Genomic DNA, 16,259 nt, shown 5'->3' on the forward strand with positions numbered 1-16,259 from the left:
CGTCCGGTCGGACGGCCCGGCCCTTCCCTGGCGAAACCCCTCAGCGCCTGGCGCGCCTGCGCCTGCGCAGCAGCACGACCGGGGCCGCGCCGAGCAGGCCGAGCGCGGCGGGCGCCGCCGAGGCGGCCGTGCCGATGCCCGGCTGCCCGAAGGTGCTCGGCACCGACAGCGCCTCCCAGCGGTTGACGGGCCAGGCGACGACGAGCGCGCGCCCCACGACCTTGTCGACCGGCACCGAGCCGCCGCCCGGCTGGTCGCGGTGGTAGCGGGAGTCCGCCGAGTTCTGCCGGTGGTCGCCCATCACCCAGATCCGGCCCCGGGGGACAGTGATCTTGAACTGGCTCTCCTGGTCGGCGCTGCACGGGGTGTTCCCGGCGAAGACATACGGTTCGTCCAGGGCCTTGCCGTTGACCTTGAGAGGGCCGGTGCCCTTGCACTCCACGGTGTCCCCGCCGACCGCGACGACCCGCTTGATCAGGTCCTTCTCCTCGGCGGAGGGCATCAGCCCGACGAAGCTGAGCACCTTCTGGACGGCGTTGGGCTGCGGGGTGGGCTCGCCGTCGAGCCAGTTGCCCGGGTCGTGGAAGACGACGACCTCGCCGCGCTCCGGCTCGGAGCCGAACCACGGGGTCAGCTTGTCCACCAGGACCCGGTCACCGCGCTGGAGCGTGTTCTGCATCGAGTCCGAGGGGATGGAGAACGCCTGCACCAGGAACGTCTTGATCAGCAGCGCGAGGATCAGCGCGATGCCGATGAGCAGCGGCAGCTCCTTCCAGAAGGAGCGCTGCCGGGGCTTGGGCCCGGCCGGCTCGGCGCCGGTGTCGGCCGTTTCGTCCGCTGCCGTTTCGGTCGCTGCCCCGGGCGCCGCCGTCCCCCCGGGCTCCCGGGGCCGCTCGGCGTCCCCGTGTCCTTCTTGCGCGCCGACCGCCACGTCCCCCACGTCCCACTCCCTCACCGCCGAAGGGACCATGGTCGCACGAAAAGGGCGCCGCTGATCGACATCGGCGGCGCACTCCATCCGTACGGGGCATGCGCGGCGCGCACACCCCGCACCGGTATCTCATGTACGGGCGCCGGCCCAGGCGTGCTGGACGGCCAGGTCGGCCTTGACCTCGGCGAGCTGGACGGCGACGGCCGAGGGGGCGGTGCCGCCGCGGCCGTCTCGGGAGGCGAGGGCGCCGGGGACGTTCAGGACGGTCCGCACCTCGGGCGTCAGATGCTCGGAGATCTCGGCGAACTGCTCGTCGGTGAGCTCGTCGAGCTCGATGCCCCGCGTCTCGCAGACCTTGACGCACTCCCCCGCGACCTCGTGCGCCACCCGGAACGGCACGCCTTGCCTGACCAGCCACTCCGCGATGTCCGTGGCGAGCGAGAAGCCCGCGGGCGCCAGCTCCTCCATGCGCTCCCGGTTGACGGTGAGCGTCGCCATCATCCCGGTGAACGCGGGCAGCAGCACCTCCAGCTGGTCGCAGGAGTCGAAGACCGGCTCCTTGTCCTCCTGGAGGTCACGGTTGTACGCGAGCGGCAACGCCTTCAGGGTCGCCATCAGACCGGTCAGATTGCCGATCAGCCGTCCGGACTTGCCGCGCGCGAGCTCCGCGATGTCCGGGTTCTTCTTCTGCGGCATGATCGAGGAGCCGGTGGAGAAGGCGTCGTGCAGGGTGACGAAGGAGAACTCCTTCGTGTTCCAGATGATGATCTCCTCGGCGATCCGCGAGAGGTTCACGCCGATCATCGCGGTGATGAAGGCGAACTCCGCCACGAAGTCGCGGGAGGCCGTGCCGTCGATGGAGTTGGCCGCGCTGCCGCGCTCGAAGCCGAGGTCGGCGGCGACCGCCTCCGGGTCGAGGCCGAGGCTGCTGCCCGCGAGCGCGCCCGAGCCGTACGGCGAGACCGCGGTGCGCTCGTCCCACTGCCGCAGCCGCTCGGCGTCCCGGGACAGGGACTGGACGTGGGCCAGGACGTGGTGGGCGAAGAGGACGGGCTGGGCGTGCTGGAGGTGGGTGCGGCCGGGCATCGCCACGTCCCCGTGCGCCTCGGCGAGGCCCACCAGCGCGTCCTGGAGCTCGGCGATCAGGCCGCCGATGATCCTGGCGTGGTCGCGCAGGTACATCCGGAAGAGGGTGGCGACCTGGTCGTTGCGGGAGCGGCCGGCCCGCAGCTTGCCGCCGAGGTCGGGGCCGAGCCGCTCCAGCAGGCCCCGCTCCAGGGCGGTGTGCACGTCCTCGTCGGCGATGGTGCCGGTGAAGGCGCCGCTCGCGACGTCCGCCTCCAGCAGGTCCAGACCCGCGGTCATCCGCTGGAGCTCGTCGGCCGTGAGCAGGCCCGCCTTGTGCAGCACGCGCGCGTGGGCGCGGGAGCCGGCGATGTCGTACGGCGCGAGGCGCCAGTCGAAGTGGACCGACGCGGACAGCTTCGCCAGCGCCTCGGCGGGTCCGTCGGCGAACCGGCCGCCCCAGAGCCGGACGTCACCGTTGTTGCTGCTCACAGCTGCTGCTCCTCACAAGGGGTGGGTATGCCGCCGCCTCCCCGCCGCGGAGACGGGGAGGCGGCATGGACAACGCGTCGCCGTTACGCCAGGTCGCGCTTGGCGGCGATCTTCGAGGAGAGTCCGAAGATCTCGATGAAGCCCTGCGCCTTGGACTGGTCGAAGGTGTCGCCCGAGTCGTAGGTGGCGAGGTTGAAGTCGTAGAGCGACTCCTCGGACTTCCGGCCGGTGACGACGGCGCGGCCGCCGTGCAGGGTCATCCGGATGTCGCCGGTGACGTGCTGGTTGGCCTCGTTGATGAAGCCGTCCAGGGCGCGCTTGAGCGGGGAGAACCACAGGCCGTCGTAGACCATCTCGCCCCAGCGCTGCTCGACCTGCCGCTTGTAGCGGGCCAGTTCGCGCTCGACGGTGACGTTCTCCAGCTCCTGGTGGGCGGTGATCAGCGCGATCGCGCCGGGCGCCTCGTACACCTCACGGGACTTGATGCCCACGAGCCGGTCCTCGACCATGTCGATCCGGCCGATGCCCTGGGCGCCGGCCCGCTCGTTGAGCTGCTGGATCGCCTGGAGGACGGTGACGGGCCTGCCGTCGAGGGCCACGGGCACGCCCTCCTTGAAGGAGATGACGACCTCGTCGGCCTCGCGGGGCTCGGCCGGGTTCGAGGTGTACTCGTAGATGTCCTCGATCGGCGCGTTCCAGATGTCCTCCAGGAAGCCGGTCTCGACCGCGCGCCCGAAGACGTTCTGGTCGATCGAGTACGGCGACTTCTTGGTGGTGGCGATGGGGAGGTTCTTGGCCTCGCAGAAGGCGATCGCCTTGTCCCGGGTCATCGCGTAGTCGCGGACCGGGGCGATGCACTTCAGGTCCGGGCCCAGGGCCGCGATACCGGCCTCGAACCGCACCTGGTCGTTGCCCTTGCCGGTGCAGCCGTGGGCGACCGTGGTGGCGCCGTGCTTCCTGGCCGCGGCCACCAGGTGCTTGACGATGGTGGGCCGGGAGAGCGCCGAGACCAGCGGATAGCGGTCCATGTACAGGGCGTTGGCCTTGATCGCCGGGAGGCAGTACTCGTCGGCGAACTCGTCACGGGCATCCGCGACCTCGGCCTCCACGGCACCGCAGGCGAGCGCGCGCTTGCGGATGACGTCCAGGTCCTCGCCGCCCTGGCCGACGTCCACGGCAACGGCGATGACCTCGGCGCCCGTCTCCTCGGCGATCCAGCCGATGGCGACGGAGGTGTCCAGACCGCCCGAGTAGGCGAGTACGACGCGCTCGGTCACGGGTTTCTCCTTACGGTGCATTCGGTGATGGGTATAACTATGCAGTGGTCCGTATGTTTTGTCAACGAGGGGACGGAAGGGGACCGCGGGGGGGCATCAGGAGAACGCGTGCCACGCGACCGGGGTAACGGTTCGGGCCCCCGGCAGGACGTCAACGGGCGGGCCGCGTACGGTCACGGGCATGATGCGTACCGCTCTCGCACTCGGTGCGGCCCTGCTCGCGCTCGCGGCCCCGGCCGCGACGGCCGACTCCCGCCCCTTCCACTCGCCGAACCTGCCCAACCGGATGTCCGACACCGGCGGCGGCACCCAGCTGATCACCGCGGAGGCGCCCTCGCCCGGCTCCACCACGGGCCGGGTGACCTGGTGGGACAGACGCGGGCCGCTGTGGGTGGCGGTGGGCGGGGCCGAGGCGAGGTTCGGCGCCAAGGGCCTGGTCGAGGGGACCACCCGCACCCAGGGCACCAACACGACCCCGACCGGCCTGTACGACCTGCCGTACGCGTTCGGCACCACGGCCGCGCCCCAGGGGACGAAGTTCACCTACCGTCGCGCCACGGCGAAGTCCTGGTGGTGCGAGGACACCGCCTCGCAGGCGTACAACCGCTGGGTGGAGGGGCTGCCCGCGGACTGCCGGGCGAGCGAGTCCGAGCAGATCACCGCCTACCCCACGCAGTACGCCCGCGCCCTGGTGGTCGGGTTCAACTACGACCAGCCGGTGCGCGGGCGGGGTGCGGGGATCTTCCTGCACGTCAACGGGAAGGGGGCGACGGCCGGTTGCGTCTCGGTCCCGGCGGACGCGATGGCCGCCATCCTGGCCTGGGCGGACCCCGCCAAGCACCCCCACATCGCGATCGGCACGGCGTCCGGGCCGACCGCGATCACGCGTTACTGAGCCCCGGCGGGCCCTAGCGGTCGTTCTGTGCCAGGCGCAGCAGATGGTCCGCGAGGGCCTGGCCGCCGGCCGGGTCGCGGCTGATGAGCATCAGGGTGTCGTCGCCCGCGATCGTGCCGAGGATGTCGTGCAGCTCGGCCTGGTCGATGGCCGAGGCGAGGAACTGGGCGGCGCCCGGCGGCGTCCGCAGCACCACCAGGTTGGCGGAGGCCTCCGCGGAGATCAGCAGCTCCGCGGAGAGCCGGCGCATCCGCTCCTCCTTGGCCGACTCGCCGAGGGGCGCCTTGGGCGTGCGGAAGCCGCCCTCGCTGGGCACCGCGTAGATCAGCTCGCCGCCGGTGTTGCGGATCTTCACCGCGCCCAGCTCGTCGAGGTCGCGCGAGAGCGTCGCCTGGGTGACGCTCAGCCCGTCGTCCGCGAGCAGCTTGGCGAGCTGGCTCTGGGACCGCACCGGCTGCCGGTTGAGGATGTCCACGATCCGTCGGTGGCGGGCGGTGCGGGTCTGCGGTACGGCGGGGCCGCCGAGCTCTTGGTCCTGCGCCTCGTCGGTCATCGTCGTCTCATTCTCCGGATCGTCCGTCCCCGTTATTGCTCGCGTCGAGGACACCGGGCAGCGACTGGAGGAACGCGTCCACCTCCGCGTCACCGATGATCAGCGGCGGCATGAGCCGTACGACATCGGGGGCGGGCGCGTTGACCAGGAATCCGGCATCCTGGGCCGCCCGCTGCACCTTGGCGGCGACGGCCTCGGTGAGCACGATACCCAGCAGCAGCCCCGCGCCACGGACGTGGGAGACCAGTGGGTGTGCCAGCGCCTCGATTCCGCCCCGCAGCCGCTCGCCCAGCCGCTTCACGCGGTCGAGGGCTCCGTCGGCGGCGAGCGTGTCCAGGACGGCGAGTCCGGCCGCGCACGCCACCGGGTTCCCGCCGAAGGTGGTGCCGTGCTGACCGGGCGTCAGCAGCTCGGCGGCCGGGCCGAAGGCGACGGTGGCGCCGATGGGCAGACCGCCGCCGAGCCCCTTGGCGAGGGTGACGAGGTCGGGCAGGACGCCCTCGTGCCGCTGGTACTCGAACCAGGCGCCGGTGCGGCCGATGCCGGTCTGCACCTCGTCCAGGACGAGGAGCGTGCCGGTGGCCGCGGTGATTTCCCGGGCCGCCCGCAGATAGCCCGGGGGCGGGACGACCACGCCGTTCTCGCCCTGGATGGGCTCGATGACGACCAGCGCGGTGTTCTCGGTGACCGCTTGCCGCAGCGCCTCGACGTCCCCGTACGGCACATGCGTCACATCGCCGGGCAGGGGCAGGAAGGGCTCCTGCTTCTTGGGCTGGCCGGTGAGGGCGAGCGCGCCCATCGTGCGGCCGTGGAAGCCGCCTTCGGTGGCGACCATGTGGCCCCGGCCGGTCAGCCGCCCGATCTTGAAGGCGGCCTCGTTGGCCTCGGCGCCGGAGTTGCAGAAGAAGACCCGGCCCGGCCGGCCGAACAGCTCGATCAGCCGCTCGGCGAGCGCCACCGGCGGCTCGGCGACGAACAGGTTGGAGACGTGGCCGAGCGTGGCGATCTGGCGGGAGACCGCCTCGACGACGGCCGGGTGGCCGTGGCCGAGGGCGTTGACCGCGATGCCGCCGACGAAGTCGGTGTACTCGGTGCCGTCGGCGTCCCACACCTTGGCGCCCGCGCCGCGCACCAGCGCCAGTTTCGGCGTGCCGTAGTTGTCCGTCATGACCCGCTGCCAGCGCTGGGCCAGTTCCTGACCGGTCACTGTGCTTCCCCCTGCTGGTCGTCGGGCCGCTGATCGTCGGGCACGACCATCGTGCCGATGCCCTCGTCGGTGAAGATCTCGAGAAGGATGGAGTGCGGGACGCGCCCGTCGATCACGCGCGCGGTGGTGACGCCGTTGCGCACCGCGAACAGACAGCCCTCCATCTTGGGGACCATGCCGCTGGAGAGGTCGGGCAGCAGCTTCTCCAGCTGCCGGGCGGTGAGCCTGCTGATGACCTCGTCGCTGTGCGGCCAGTCCTCGTACAGGCCCTCGACGTCGGTCAGGACCATCAGGGTTTCGGCGCCCAGCGCAGCCGCAAGAGCCGCAGCCGCCGTATCAGCATTGACGTTGTAGACATGTCCGTCGTCCTGGGAGCGGGCGATCGAGGAGATGACCGGGATCCGGCCGTCCTCCAGCAGCGCCTCGATGGCACCGGTGTCGATCGCGGTGATCTCACCGACCCGTCCGATGTCGACGAGCTCGCCGTCGATCTCGGGCCGGTGCTGGGTGGCGGTGATGGTGTGGGCGTCCTCGCCGGTCATCCCGACGGCCAGCGGGCCGTGCTGGTTGAGCAGCCCGACGAGCTCGCGCTGGACCTGCCCGGCGAGCACCATCCGTACGACGTCCATGGCCTCCGGCGTGGTGACGCGCAGGCCCGCCTTGAACTCGCTGACCAGGCCGTGCCGGTCGAGCTGGGCGCTGATCTGGGGGCCGCCGCCGTGCACCACGACGGGCTTGAGCCCGGCGTGCCGCAGGAAGACGACGTCCTGGGCGAAGGCGGCCTTGAGCGCCTCGTCGACCATGGCGTTGCCGCCGAACTTGATGACGACGGTCCTGCCGTGGTGGCGGGTCAGCCACGGCAGCGCCTCGATGAGGATGCGCGCCTTGGGGAGCGCGGTGTGCTTTCGCGTGCTCATGAGCTGTACGCGCTGTTCTCGTGGACGTAGTCGGCGGTGAGGTCGTTGGCCCAGATCACGACGGGCTCGGCGGACCCGGCGGCGAGGTCGGCGGTGATGCGGACCTCCCGGTAGCGCATGTCGACGAGGTCGCGGTCCTCGCCCACCGAACCGTTCTTGCACACCCAGACGCCGTTGATGGCGACGTTGAGGCGGTCCGGGTCGAAGGCGGCCCTGGTGGTGCCGATGGCGGACAGCACCCGGCCCCAGTTGGGGTCCTCGCCGTGGATGGCGCACTTGAGGAGGTTGTTGCGGGCGATGGAGCGTCCGACCTCGACGGCGTCCTCCTCGCTCGCCGCGTTCACGACCTCGATGCGGATGTCCTTGCTGGCGCCCTCGGCGTCCCCGATGAGCTGCCGGGCGAGGTCGTCGCAGACGGTCCGTACCGCCTCGGCGAACTCCGCGTACCGGGGGGCGGTCTCCGAGGCGCCGGAGGCCAGCAGCAGCACGGTGTCGTTGGTGGACATGCAGCCGTCGGAGTCGACCCGGTCGAAGGTGGTCCGGGTGGCATCGCGCAGGGCGCGGTCCAGGACGGGGGCGTCCAGGTCGGCGTCGGTGGTGAGGACGACGAGCATGGTGGCCAGGCCCGGGGCGAGCATCCCGGCGCCCTTGGCCATGCCGCCCACGGTCCAGCCGTCCTTGGTCACGACGGACGTCTTGTGGACGGTGTCGGTCGTCTTGATGGCGATGGCCGCCTTCTCGCCGCCGTGCGCGGAGAGCTCGGCCGCGGCCTTCTCGATGCCCGGCAGCAGCTTGTCCATGGGCAGGGTCACGCCGATGAGCCCGGTGGAGGCGACGGCGACCTCGCCCGCGCTGTGCCCGTCGAGGACCTCGGCGGCCTTCTCTGCGGTCGCGTGGGTGTCCTGGAAGCCCTTGGGGCCCGTACAGGCATTGGCGCCACCGGAGTTGAGGACGACGGCGGTGACCGCGCCGCCCTTGAGGACCTGCTCGGACCACAGGACGGGGGCGGCCTTGACGCGGTTGGAGGTGAAGACGCCCGCGGCGGCGCGGCGCGGCCCGTGGTTGACCACGAGGGCCAGGTCCGGGTTGCCGTTCTCCTTGATCCCGGCGGCGATGCCCGCCGCCGTGAATCCCTTGGCTGCCGTCACGCTCACGGCGCAACTCCTGTCGTGGTCAGGCCCAGGGTCTCGTGAAGTCCCAGGGCGATGTTCATGCTCTGCACCGCGGCGCCCGCGGTGCCCTTGGTCAGGTTGTCGATGGCGGCGACCACCACGATCCGGTGGGCGCTCTCGTCGTACGCCACCTGGATCTGCGCGGCGTTGGAGCCGTACACCGACGCGGTGGCGGGCCACTGCCCCTCGGGCAGCAGATGGACGAACGGCTCGTCGGCGAACGCCTTCTGGTACACCGCCCGCACCGCCTCCCCGGTGACCGACGGCTTCGCCCTGGCGGAGCAGGTGGCGAGGATGCCGCGGGGCATGGGGGCGAGGGTCGGCGTGAAGGAGACGGTGACGCGCTCCCCGGCGGCCGCGCTGAGGTTCTGGACCATCTCGGGGGTGTGGCGGTGCCCGCCGCCCACGCCGTACGGCGACATCGACCCCATGACCTCGCTGCCGAGCAGATGCGGCTTGGCCGCCTTGCCCGCGCCGGAGGTGCCGGAGGCGGCGACGATCACGGCCTCGGGCTCGGCGATGCCGCTCTCGTACGCGGGGAAGAGCGCCAGCGACACGGCGGTCGGGTAGCAGCCGGGGACCGCGATGCGCCGGGCCCCCTCCAGCGCGGCGCGCCCGCCCGGCAGTTCCGGCAGCCCGTAGGGCCAGGTCCCGGCGTGCGGCGAGCCGTAGAACGCCTCCCAGTCGGCGGGGTCCTCCAGCCGGAAGTCCGCGCCCATGTCCACGACCAGGACGTCCGCGCCGAGCTGCTCGGCGACGGCGGCGGACCGACCGTGCGGCAGCGCCAGGAACACCACGTCGTGGTCGCGCGCCAGCGCCTCGGCGGTGGTGGGCTCCAGGACGCGTCCGGCCAGCGGCAGCAGATGCGGCTGGAGCGCGCCGAGCCGCTGTCCGGCGTTGGTGTTCCCGGTCAGGGCGCCGATCTCGACGTCCGGGTGCGCGAGGAGCAGCCGCAGCAGTTCCCCGCCCGCATACCCGCTCGCCCCGGCCACTGCCGCTCGTACCGCCATCGAAGCCTCCTCGTCGATGGCATGACTATACGCAGCTATGCAGTTTTATGCAAAAGTCCTGTCGTCGACCGGCTCCTGCCCCTCGCCACCCCGGCGGTACCCCCTCGGCCGCACCAGCCCCGTCATGTACGCGAACACCGCCGCCCGGGTCCGGTCGCGCGGGCCGGGTCCGGCCAGGACGGCGATCCGCCCGGTGTGCGCGAGGTCCCCGACGACAGGGCAGGGGGGCGGGTCGCCGAACTGCCCTGCGGCGGCGGTGAGATGCTTCGTCACCGAGGACGAGGAGGAGCTCCCGTGGGTGAGAACAAGCGGCTCATGCTGGCCGGCGAGTGGTACCTGCCCGACGACCCCGAGCTGGCCGCCGACACCGAGCGCCGGATCGCGCGGTGCGCCGCCTACAACGCGGCGGCCGGGGCCCCGCCCGCCGAACGGCACGCCCTGCTGGCCGAGTTGCTGGGCGCGGTCGACCCGTCCGTACGCGTCCGGCCGCCGTTCCACTGCGACTTCGGGTACAACATCAGCATCGGCGCCGGTACGTTCGTGAACTTCGGCGCGGTGTTCCTGGACACCGGCCGGATCACGGTCGGCCGGGACGCCCAGATCGGGCCGAACGTCCAGCTCCTCACCCCCACGCACGAACTGGACGCCGAACGGCGCCGCCAGGGGTGGGAGAAGGCCGAGCCGGTGACCATCGGGGACAACGTGTGGCTGGGCGGCGGGGTGATCGTCTGCCCCGGCGTGAGCATCGGAGCGAACACGGTGGTGGGGGCGGGATCGGTGGTGACCCGCGACCTGCCGGACGGGGTACTGGCGGTGGGCAACCCGGCAAGGGTGATACGACAACTCGGCTGACGCCACCCGGGAAGGGGCGCGAGCACCCCACCACGACCGGCAGACGAAGTCCGGGCACGGCAAGGGGCGCGGGGAACGGGGAACGGGGAACGGGGCGAGCAACCCACCACCGCCCGCAGACGAACCCCGGGGCAACGGCTACCCCGCGAAATTCAGCAGACTCAGATGCCATCCCCGCGCCCCACCCGTCAACGTCACCGTGGACAGCGGCCGGACGTCGACGTTCCAGTACGCCGCCGGGGGTGCGTTCAGGGTGTACACCAGCGCCGCCCGGACGACGGAGGGCTCGGCCACCGCGACCATCGCGCCGTCCTCGGCGGGCCGGGTGTCCAGCCACGCCCCTATCCGTGCGATGAAGCCGAGCAGCGGCTCACCGCCGTGCGGGGCCGCGCGCGGGTCCGCGAGCCAGGCGTCGACGGCCTCGGGCTCCCGGGACGCGACCTCGGCCAGGGTGTAGCCGCGCCAGCGGCCCATGTCGCAGTCGCGCAGCGCGGGCTGGACCATCGGCGCGTACCCCAGGGCCTCCCCGGTGGCCCGGCTGCGCGCGGTCGGCGAGCAGTAGCGCAGCTCGGCCGCGCCCAGCGGCACCAGGGAGGGCGCGGCGAGCGCGACCTCGTGCCGGGCCGCCCCGTCGAGCGGGCGGTCGTCGGCGAAGCGTTCGACCGGCAGCGCCGAGCAGCGCGCCGCCGCGACCATCGTCAGCCGGACCGTCATGGCCGTGATCGTGCGACCGGACGGGCGGTCGGTCAAGAGGTCGCGGCGCCCACCTCGTCGTAGGCGGTACGCAGCCGCCGTACCCCCTCCTCGATCTCGGCCCGGCCCGCCACACCCGCGAAGCACAGCCGCAGGTGCGCGGCGGGGGGTTCCGCGCTGAAGTAGGGGCGGCCCGGGGCGACCGCGACTCCGGCCCGCAGGGCCGCCGCGGCGAGCACGGCCTCGGGCGTGCCGTCCGGCAGGCGCAGCCACAGGTGGTAGCCGCCGGAGGGCAGGTGGGGCACGGCCGGGCCGGGCAGCTGGCGGGCCAGGGCCGTCGCCATGGCCTGCCGGCGCTCTCCCAGCTCCTGGGAGACGGCCCGCAGGTGGCGGGGCCACGCCGGGGAGCCGACCAGCTCCAGGGCCGTCTCCTGGAGCGGGCGCGGGACGAAGAAGCTGTCGACGACCTGGATCGCGCGCAGCCGCTCCAGGACCGGGCCCCGGGCCGCGAGCGCGCCCACGCGCAGACTGGGCGAGGCCACCTTGGTGAGCGAGCGGACGTGCACGACCACACCGTCCGGGTCGTCGGCGGCGAGCGGCGCGGGCAGCGGGCCCGCGTCCGCGTGGACGAGCAGCCGGGCGAAGTCGTCCTCGATGACGAACGCCCCGAACTCCCGTGCCACCCGCAGCACTTCGGCCCGCCGGGCGGGGGCGAGCACCGCGCCGGTGGGGTTCTGGAAGAGGGGCTGGCTCACCAGGACCCGCGCCCCGGTGGCCCGGAAGGCGGCGGCGAGCAGGTCGGGCCGCACCCCGTCGGTGTCGACCGGGACCGGCACCGGCCGCAGCCCCGAGGCGCGGGCCACCGCGAGCATGCCGGGATAGGTCGGCGACTCCACCAGGACCGGCGCGCCCGGCGCCGCGAGCGCCCGCAGCGCCGTGGTGAGCGCGGACTGGCCCCCGGCGCAGATCAGCACCTCGGCGGCGGTGACCGTGCCGCCGATCTCGCGGGCGAACCAGTCGCGCAGCTCGGTCAGCCCGTCGGTGGGCGGCCGCCCCCAGGCTCCGGGGCGGCGGCCGGCCCGGGCGAGGGCGGCGGCCATCGCGCGCTCCGGCTGGAGGGCGGGGGCCAGGTAGCCGCCGTTGAACTCGATCACCCCGGGCGGCGGCGAGGCGAGGGTGGCCAGGACCCCGGAGGCGTCGACCGCGCGCGGCACCGCGTCGGTGGCGCCGTCGGCGCTGAGCGAGACCTCCTGCCAGGAGGTGTCGCCGGGGCGGGTCTCGGACGTACGGGGCTCGGCGCGGAAGACGCCGGAGCCGGGACGGGTGACGACCAGGCCCTCGGCGGCGAGCCTGGCCAGCGCCCGCGAGACGGTGACCGGCGAGACCCGGTACTGCTCGACGAGCGCCCGGCTCGACGGCAGCTTTCCACCTACGGAGTAGCGGTCGAGGTCCTTTTTCAGGATGGTCGCCAGGTCGGCCACACTGCTACGCTCTTGCATGACAGCACAGGATAGCGCTACTGCTCGCACGACGATAGCGGTCGACGGCCGCCCGGCCCGTACCCCGGTTGCGGCCCCGGCGGTCTCCCCCGACCCCCGGCAGGGCGCGCTCCTCGCCGGACTCGGCGTCGTCGCCTTCTCCCTCACCTTCCCGGCCACCGCCTGGGGCCTGGAGAGCTTCGGGCCCTGGTCGCTCGTGGCCGTCCGCAGTCTGCTCGCCGGGCTGCTCGCGGGCGCCTTCCTGCTCACGGGCCGGGTGCCGCTGCCCGAGCGCCGGCACTGGGCGGGCCTCGCGGTGGTCGCGGCCGGGACCGTCGTCGGCTTCCCGCTGCTGACCACCCTGGCCCTGCGGACGTCCACGACCTCGCACGCCGCGGTCGTCGTGGGCCTGCTGCCGCTGACCACGGCCGCGCTCTCGGCGCTGCGGACCGGCCGCCGCCCCTCCCGCGCCTTCTGGGCGGCGGCGCTGGCCGGAGCCGGGGTCGTGGTCGCCTTCACCGTGCAGCAGAGCGGCGGCGCCCTCTCCACGGGCGACCTCTACCTCTTCGCGGCCCTGCTGGTGTGCGCCGCCGGGTACACCGAGGGCGGGCGCCTCGCCCGGGTGATGCCGGGCTGGCAGGTGATCGGCTGGGCGCTGATCCTCACCCTGCCGCTCGCCGTCCTCGGCTCGGCCGCGGCCCTCGCCGCCGAACCGGTCCACCTGGGCGCGCACGGCGTCCTCGGGATGCTGTGGGTCGCGGCCGGCTCGCAGTTCTTCGGGCTGTACGTCTGGTACCGGGGCATGGCCGCCATCGGGGTGCCCCGGGCCAGCCAGCTCCAGCTGGCGCAGCCGCTGCTGACGCTGGTCTGGGCCGTGCTGCTGCTCGGCGAGCACCTCTCCCCCGCCGCCCCGCTGGCAGCGGCGGGCGTGCTGGTCTGCATCGCCGTGACGCAGCGCGCGGCGGCCTGAAACCACCGCCGCCCGAGGCCCGTTCGCACGGGTGCGGGCCGGCCCCGCCGCCCTAGAATGGGCCCATGCGAGCGAGCGTGGGCGACCGGCTGCTGGTGCACGGCAGAACCGTCGGACAGCACGACCGGAGCGCGGAAGTCATCGAGGTACTGGGCCCGGACGGGACACCGCCGTACCGGGTGCGCTTCGAGGACGGGCACGAGACCCTGATGTCCCCGGGTCCCGACACCGTCGTCAGGCGCCCCACGGACGAGTAGGACCCCGAGGCGGCGCGGTCACGGCCGCACCCGGCCCGGATAGTGGTCCGCGACCACCCGGGCCATCGCGCCGATGCGGTCCTCGGCCACGTCCTTCGCCGAGAAGAAGCAGTGGCCCCGCACCGAGGCGTACCGCCGGGCGAGGGTGAGGTGGCGGGAGAGCTCGGCCGGGTCCTGCCAGGCGGGGGGCTGCGCCGGGTTTCCCGCCTTGTACAAAGCCTCACCGACGATCAGCTGGGTGCCGCTGCCCCGGGCGACCGCGTCCCACCAGGGCACCAGCGCGGCGTAGTCGGCGGCCTGGAAGCCGATGTTCCAGTACACCTGCGGGCAGATGTAGTCGATCCAGTGCTCGCGCACCCACTTCCGGGTGTCCGCGTGCAGGTCGTCGTAGGTCTGCACGCCGGCCGATGTGGGCGAGCCGAGCGGGTCGGTGGCCGCGTTGCGCCAGACCGCGAAGGGGCTGATCCCGAACTTCACCCGGCTCCGGACCTGCTTGAGCCGGGCCGCCGTCTCCCGGACGAGCCGGTCGATGTTGTCGCGGCGCCAGGCGGCCCGGTCGGGGAAGCCCGCCCCGTACCGGTCGTAGGCGTCGTCGTCCGCGAAGCTCTGTCCGGCGACCGGGTACGGATAGAAGTAGTCGTCCCAGTGCACCGCGTCCACGTCGTAGCGCGCCACCGCGTCCAGCATGGCGTCCTGCACGAACCGGCGGACCTCCGGCAGGCCGGGGTTGTAGTAGAGCTTTCCGCCGTACGCCACGACCCACTCGGGGTGCACGCGCGCGGGATGGGTCGGCACGAGTCTGGAGGGGTCGGTGTGGTTGGCCACCCGGTACGGGTTGAACCAGGCGTGCAGCTCCAGGCGGCGCCGGTGGGCCTCGCGGACGGCCGTGCCCAGCGGGTCCCATCCCGGGTCCTGGCCCTGGACACCGCTGAGGTACTGGCTCCACGGCTCGTACGGCGAGGGCCACAGGGCGTCGGCGGTGGGGCGGACCTGGAGCGCCACCACGTTCAGCCGCAGGGCGGCGGCCCGGTCGAGATGGGCGATGAGTTCGGCCTCCTGCCGGTCGGGGGGCAGACCCGGTTGCGAGGGCCAGTCGAGGTTGGACACCGTCGCCAGCCACATCCCCCGGAACTCCAGCGGCCGGGGCGCGTGCCAGGGGCGGCCGGGGCCGGCGGCCGCGAGGGCCCCGGCCGCGCCCTCCACGGCCGCCGCGTCCGCTGTGACCAGGCCGTTCACCGCGCCCGCCGTACCGGCCGCGAGCGTCGCCGCCAGCAGTCCCCGCCGAGTGATCCGTCCCACTTCATGACCCCCTCGTCGCCGCGAATGTCCGGTGTTGCGCACAGCATGCCCGCCCCACCCCCTGATCCCACGCAGGCGCGGAGTAACGTCGTGGGGCCGGGTCGGGCGCCGGACTCATACGGGGGACCCGCCGGGACTTTTCTGTCAGAAGCGAAAGGCACGATGTGACGGACCCCACGGGAGATATTGCACGCGTCGGAGTGGTGGGCTGCGGCCAGATGGGGGCCGGCATCGCGGAGGTCTGCGCCCGCAGCGGCCTGGACGTGAAGGTTGCCGAGACCACCGGCGAAGCCCTGGAGATCGGCCGTACCCGGCTGCACAACTCCCTGACGAAGGCCGCCGAGCGCGGCAAGATCACCGAGGAGGAGCGCGACGCGACGCTCGCCCGGCTGAGCTTCACCACCGACCTCGGCGAGTTCGCCGACCGTGACCTGGTCATCGAGGCCGTGGTGGAGAACGAGCAGGTCAAGACCGAGATCTTCCAGGTCCTCGACCAGGTGGTCACCCGCCCGGACGCGATCTTGGCCTCCAACACCTCCTCCATCCCGCTGGTGAAGCTCGCGGTCGCCACTTCGCGGCCCGACCAGGTCATCGGCATCCACTTCTTCAACCCGGCGCCGGTGCAGAAGCTCGTCGAGCTGATCCCGGCGCTCACCACCTCCGAGGGCACCCTCAGCCGGGCCCAGACCATGGTGGAGAAGGTCCTCGGCAAGCACGCGATCCGCGCCCAGGACCGCTCGGGCTTCGTGGTCAACGCGCTCCTCATCCCGTATCTGCTCTCCGCGATCCGGATGTTCGAGTCGGGCATCGCCAGCCGTGAGGACATCGACAACGGCATGGAGCTGGGCTGCGCCCATCCGATGGGTCCGCTCAAGCTGTCCGATCTGATCGGTCTGGACACGGTCGCCTCGGTGGCGGACTCGATGTACGACGAGTTCAAGGAGCCGCTGTACGCGGCGCCTCCGCTGTTGCAGCGCATGGTGGACGCGGGGCGCCTGGGCCGCAAGACCGGCTCGGGTTTCTACACGTACGCCTGAGTACCGCGGGACGGCTGACGCCGGGCCCGGCTCCTCTGGGTGAGGGCCGGGCCCGCCGCGTTCACACCCGGTGTGCGGCGCGAGCACGCATATGCTCTTCGCACACTCTCCCGCCCCGGGGGCAGGGCGAGTTGACTCCTTGGCGAAAAGTCAA

The 16,259-nt window shown here is 72.8% G+C and carries 17 protein-coding genes; 5 read left to right on the forward strand and 12 right to left on the reverse strand.

The features are described from left to right. Window positions 1-40: 40 nt before the first annotated feature. The 3 genes from lepB to ACZ4MU_RS15385 form a co-directional block, all read right to left on the reverse strand. Complete coding sequence (gene lepB / locus ACZ4MU_RS15375) at window positions 41-940, reverse strand: signal peptidase I (protein WP_467875888.1); 900 nt, start codon at window positions 938-940, stop codon at window positions 41-43. A 120-nt stretch (window positions 941-1,060) separates the two neighbouring features. Further along, window positions 1,061-2,488 (reverse strand): argininosuccinate lyase, encoded by a 1,428-nt coding sequence (argH, locus tag ACZ4MU_RS15380; RefSeq protein WP_467875890.1) that lies wholly within the window; start codon window positions 2,486-2,488, stop codon window positions 1,061-1,063. Between the two features lie 83 nt (window positions 2,489-2,571). Further along, window positions 2,572-3,765 carry an argininosuccinate synthase gene (locus tag ACZ4MU_RS15385; protein ID WP_467875893.1) on the reverse strand — a complete coding sequence of 398 codons (1,194 nt, stop codon included), beginning with the start codon at window positions 3,763-3,765 and terminating at the stop codon, window positions 2,572-2,574. A 184-nt stretch (window positions 3,766-3,949) separates the two neighbouring features. Between ACZ4MU_RS15385 and ACZ4MU_RS15390 the strand changes: the two genes are divergently transcribed. Beyond that, entirely contained in the window at window positions 3,950-4,660 is a 711-nt protein-coding gene (locus ACZ4MU_RS15390) for a L,D-transpeptidase family protein (protein ID WP_467876358.1), read from the forward strand. Between the two features lie 13 nt (window positions 4,661-4,673). Here ACZ4MU_RS15390 and ACZ4MU_RS15395 read toward each other — a convergent pair whose 3' ends face one another. Genes ACZ4MU_RS15395 through ACZ4MU_RS15420 form a run of 6 tightly spaced genes read right to left on the reverse strand, consistent with a single transcriptional unit; the run spans window position 4,674 to window position 9,792 of the window. Beyond that, window positions 4,674-5,213, reverse strand: a complete 540-nt coding sequence (locus ACZ4MU_RS15395) for an arginine repressor (RefSeq protein WP_190089598.1) — start codon at window positions 5,211-5,213, stop codon at window positions 4,674-4,676. 7 nt (window positions 5,214-5,220) lie between these two features. Beyond that, complete coding sequence (locus tag ACZ4MU_RS15400) at window positions 5,221-6,420, reverse strand: acetylornithine transaminase (protein ID WP_467875895.1); 1,200 nt, start codon at window positions 6,418-6,420, stop codon at window positions 5,221-5,223. Continuing rightward, on the reverse strand, window positions 6,417-7,337 hold the full coding sequence (argB, locus tag ACZ4MU_RS15405; RefSeq protein WP_467875897.1) for an acetylglutamate kinase: 921 nt from the start codon (window positions 7,335-7,337) through the stop codon (window positions 6,417-6,419). Before argB ends, ACZ4MU_RS15400 begins: the two co-directional genes overlap by 4 nt. Further along, window positions 7,334-8,491 (reverse strand): bifunctional glutamate N-acetyltransferase/amino-acid acetyltransferase ArgJ, encoded by a 1,158-nt coding sequence (gene argJ, locus ACZ4MU_RS15410; protein ID WP_467875899.1) that lies wholly within the window; start codon window positions 8,489-8,491, stop codon window positions 7,334-7,336. The genes argB and argJ overlap by 4 nt, the downstream gene beginning before the upstream one ends. Then, a complete protein-coding gene (gene argC / locus ACZ4MU_RS15415) occupies window positions 8,488-9,519 on the reverse strand; it encodes an N-acetyl-gamma-glutamyl-phosphate reductase (RefSeq protein ID WP_467875902.1) in 1,032 nt (343 codons plus the stop codon). The genes argJ and argC overlap by 4 nt, the downstream gene beginning before the upstream one ends. Before the next feature lie 45 nt (window positions 9,520-9,564). Next, a complete protein-coding gene (locus ACZ4MU_RS15420; RefSeq protein WP_467875903.1) occupies window positions 9,565-9,792 on the reverse strand; it encodes a hypothetical protein in 228 nt (75 codons plus the stop codon). Window positions 9,793-9,813: 21 nt separating this feature from the next. Between ACZ4MU_RS15420 and ACZ4MU_RS15425 the strand changes: the two genes are divergently transcribed. Then, window positions 9,814-10,371: a sugar O-acetyltransferase gene (locus tag ACZ4MU_RS15425; protein ID WP_467875905.1), complete on the forward strand. Its 558-nt coding sequence runs from the start codon at window positions 9,814-9,816 to the stop codon at window positions 10,369-10,371. Between the two features lie 138 nt (window positions 10,372-10,509). Here ACZ4MU_RS15425 and ACZ4MU_RS15430 read toward each other — a convergent pair whose 3' ends face one another. Together ACZ4MU_RS15430 and ACZ4MU_RS15435 are read right to left on the reverse strand one after the other, a co-directional pair. Beyond that, on the reverse strand, window positions 10,510-11,085 hold the full coding sequence (locus tag ACZ4MU_RS15430) for a histidine phosphatase family protein (RefSeq protein WP_467875907.1): 576 nt from the start codon (window positions 11,083-11,085) through the stop codon (window positions 10,510-10,512). Window positions 11,086-11,117: 32 nt separating this feature from the next. Beyond that, a complete protein-coding gene (locus tag ACZ4MU_RS15435) occupies window positions 11,118-12,563 on the reverse strand; it encodes an aminotransferase-like domain-containing protein (protein WP_467875910.1) in 1,446 nt (481 codons plus the stop codon). Here ACZ4MU_RS15435 and ACZ4MU_RS15440 point away from each other — a divergent pair. After that, the gene (locus tag ACZ4MU_RS15440) at window positions 12,562-13,512 is read left to right on the forward strand and encodes a DMT family transporter (protein WP_467875913.1); all 951 of its coding nucleotides are present in this window, start codon (window positions 12,562-12,564) and stop codon (window positions 13,510-13,512) included. The two genes, ACZ4MU_RS15435 and ACZ4MU_RS15440, sit on opposite strands and share 2 nt — an antisense overlap. Window positions 13,513-13,577: 65 nt before the next feature. Beyond that, window positions 13,578-13,769: a DUF1918 domain-containing protein gene (locus ACZ4MU_RS15445; protein WP_467875915.1), complete on the forward strand. Its 192-nt coding sequence runs from the start codon at window positions 13,578-13,580 to the stop codon at window positions 13,767-13,769. 18 nt (window positions 13,770-13,787) lie between these two features. On the opposite strand, the gene ACZ4MU_RS15450 is transcribed toward ACZ4MU_RS15445, so the two are convergent. Continuing rightward, window positions 13,788-15,068 carry a glycoside hydrolase family 10-like protein gene (locus ACZ4MU_RS15450; RefSeq protein ID WP_467875918.1) on the reverse strand — a complete coding sequence of 427 codons (1,281 nt, stop codon included), beginning with the start codon at window positions 15,066-15,068 and terminating at the stop codon, window positions 13,788-13,790. Between the two features lie 164 nt (window positions 15,069-15,232). Here ACZ4MU_RS15450 and ACZ4MU_RS15455 point away from each other — a divergent pair, with 164 nt between their 5' ends. Continuing rightward, on the forward strand, window positions 15,233-16,105 hold the full coding sequence (locus tag ACZ4MU_RS15455) for a 3-hydroxybutyryl-CoA dehydrogenase (protein WP_467875921.1): 873 nt from the start codon (window positions 15,233-15,235) through the stop codon (window positions 16,103-16,105). Window positions 16,106-16,259 lie beyond the last annotated feature (154 nt).

Source organism: Streptomyces sp. NPDC026377, from assembly GCF_055567715.1.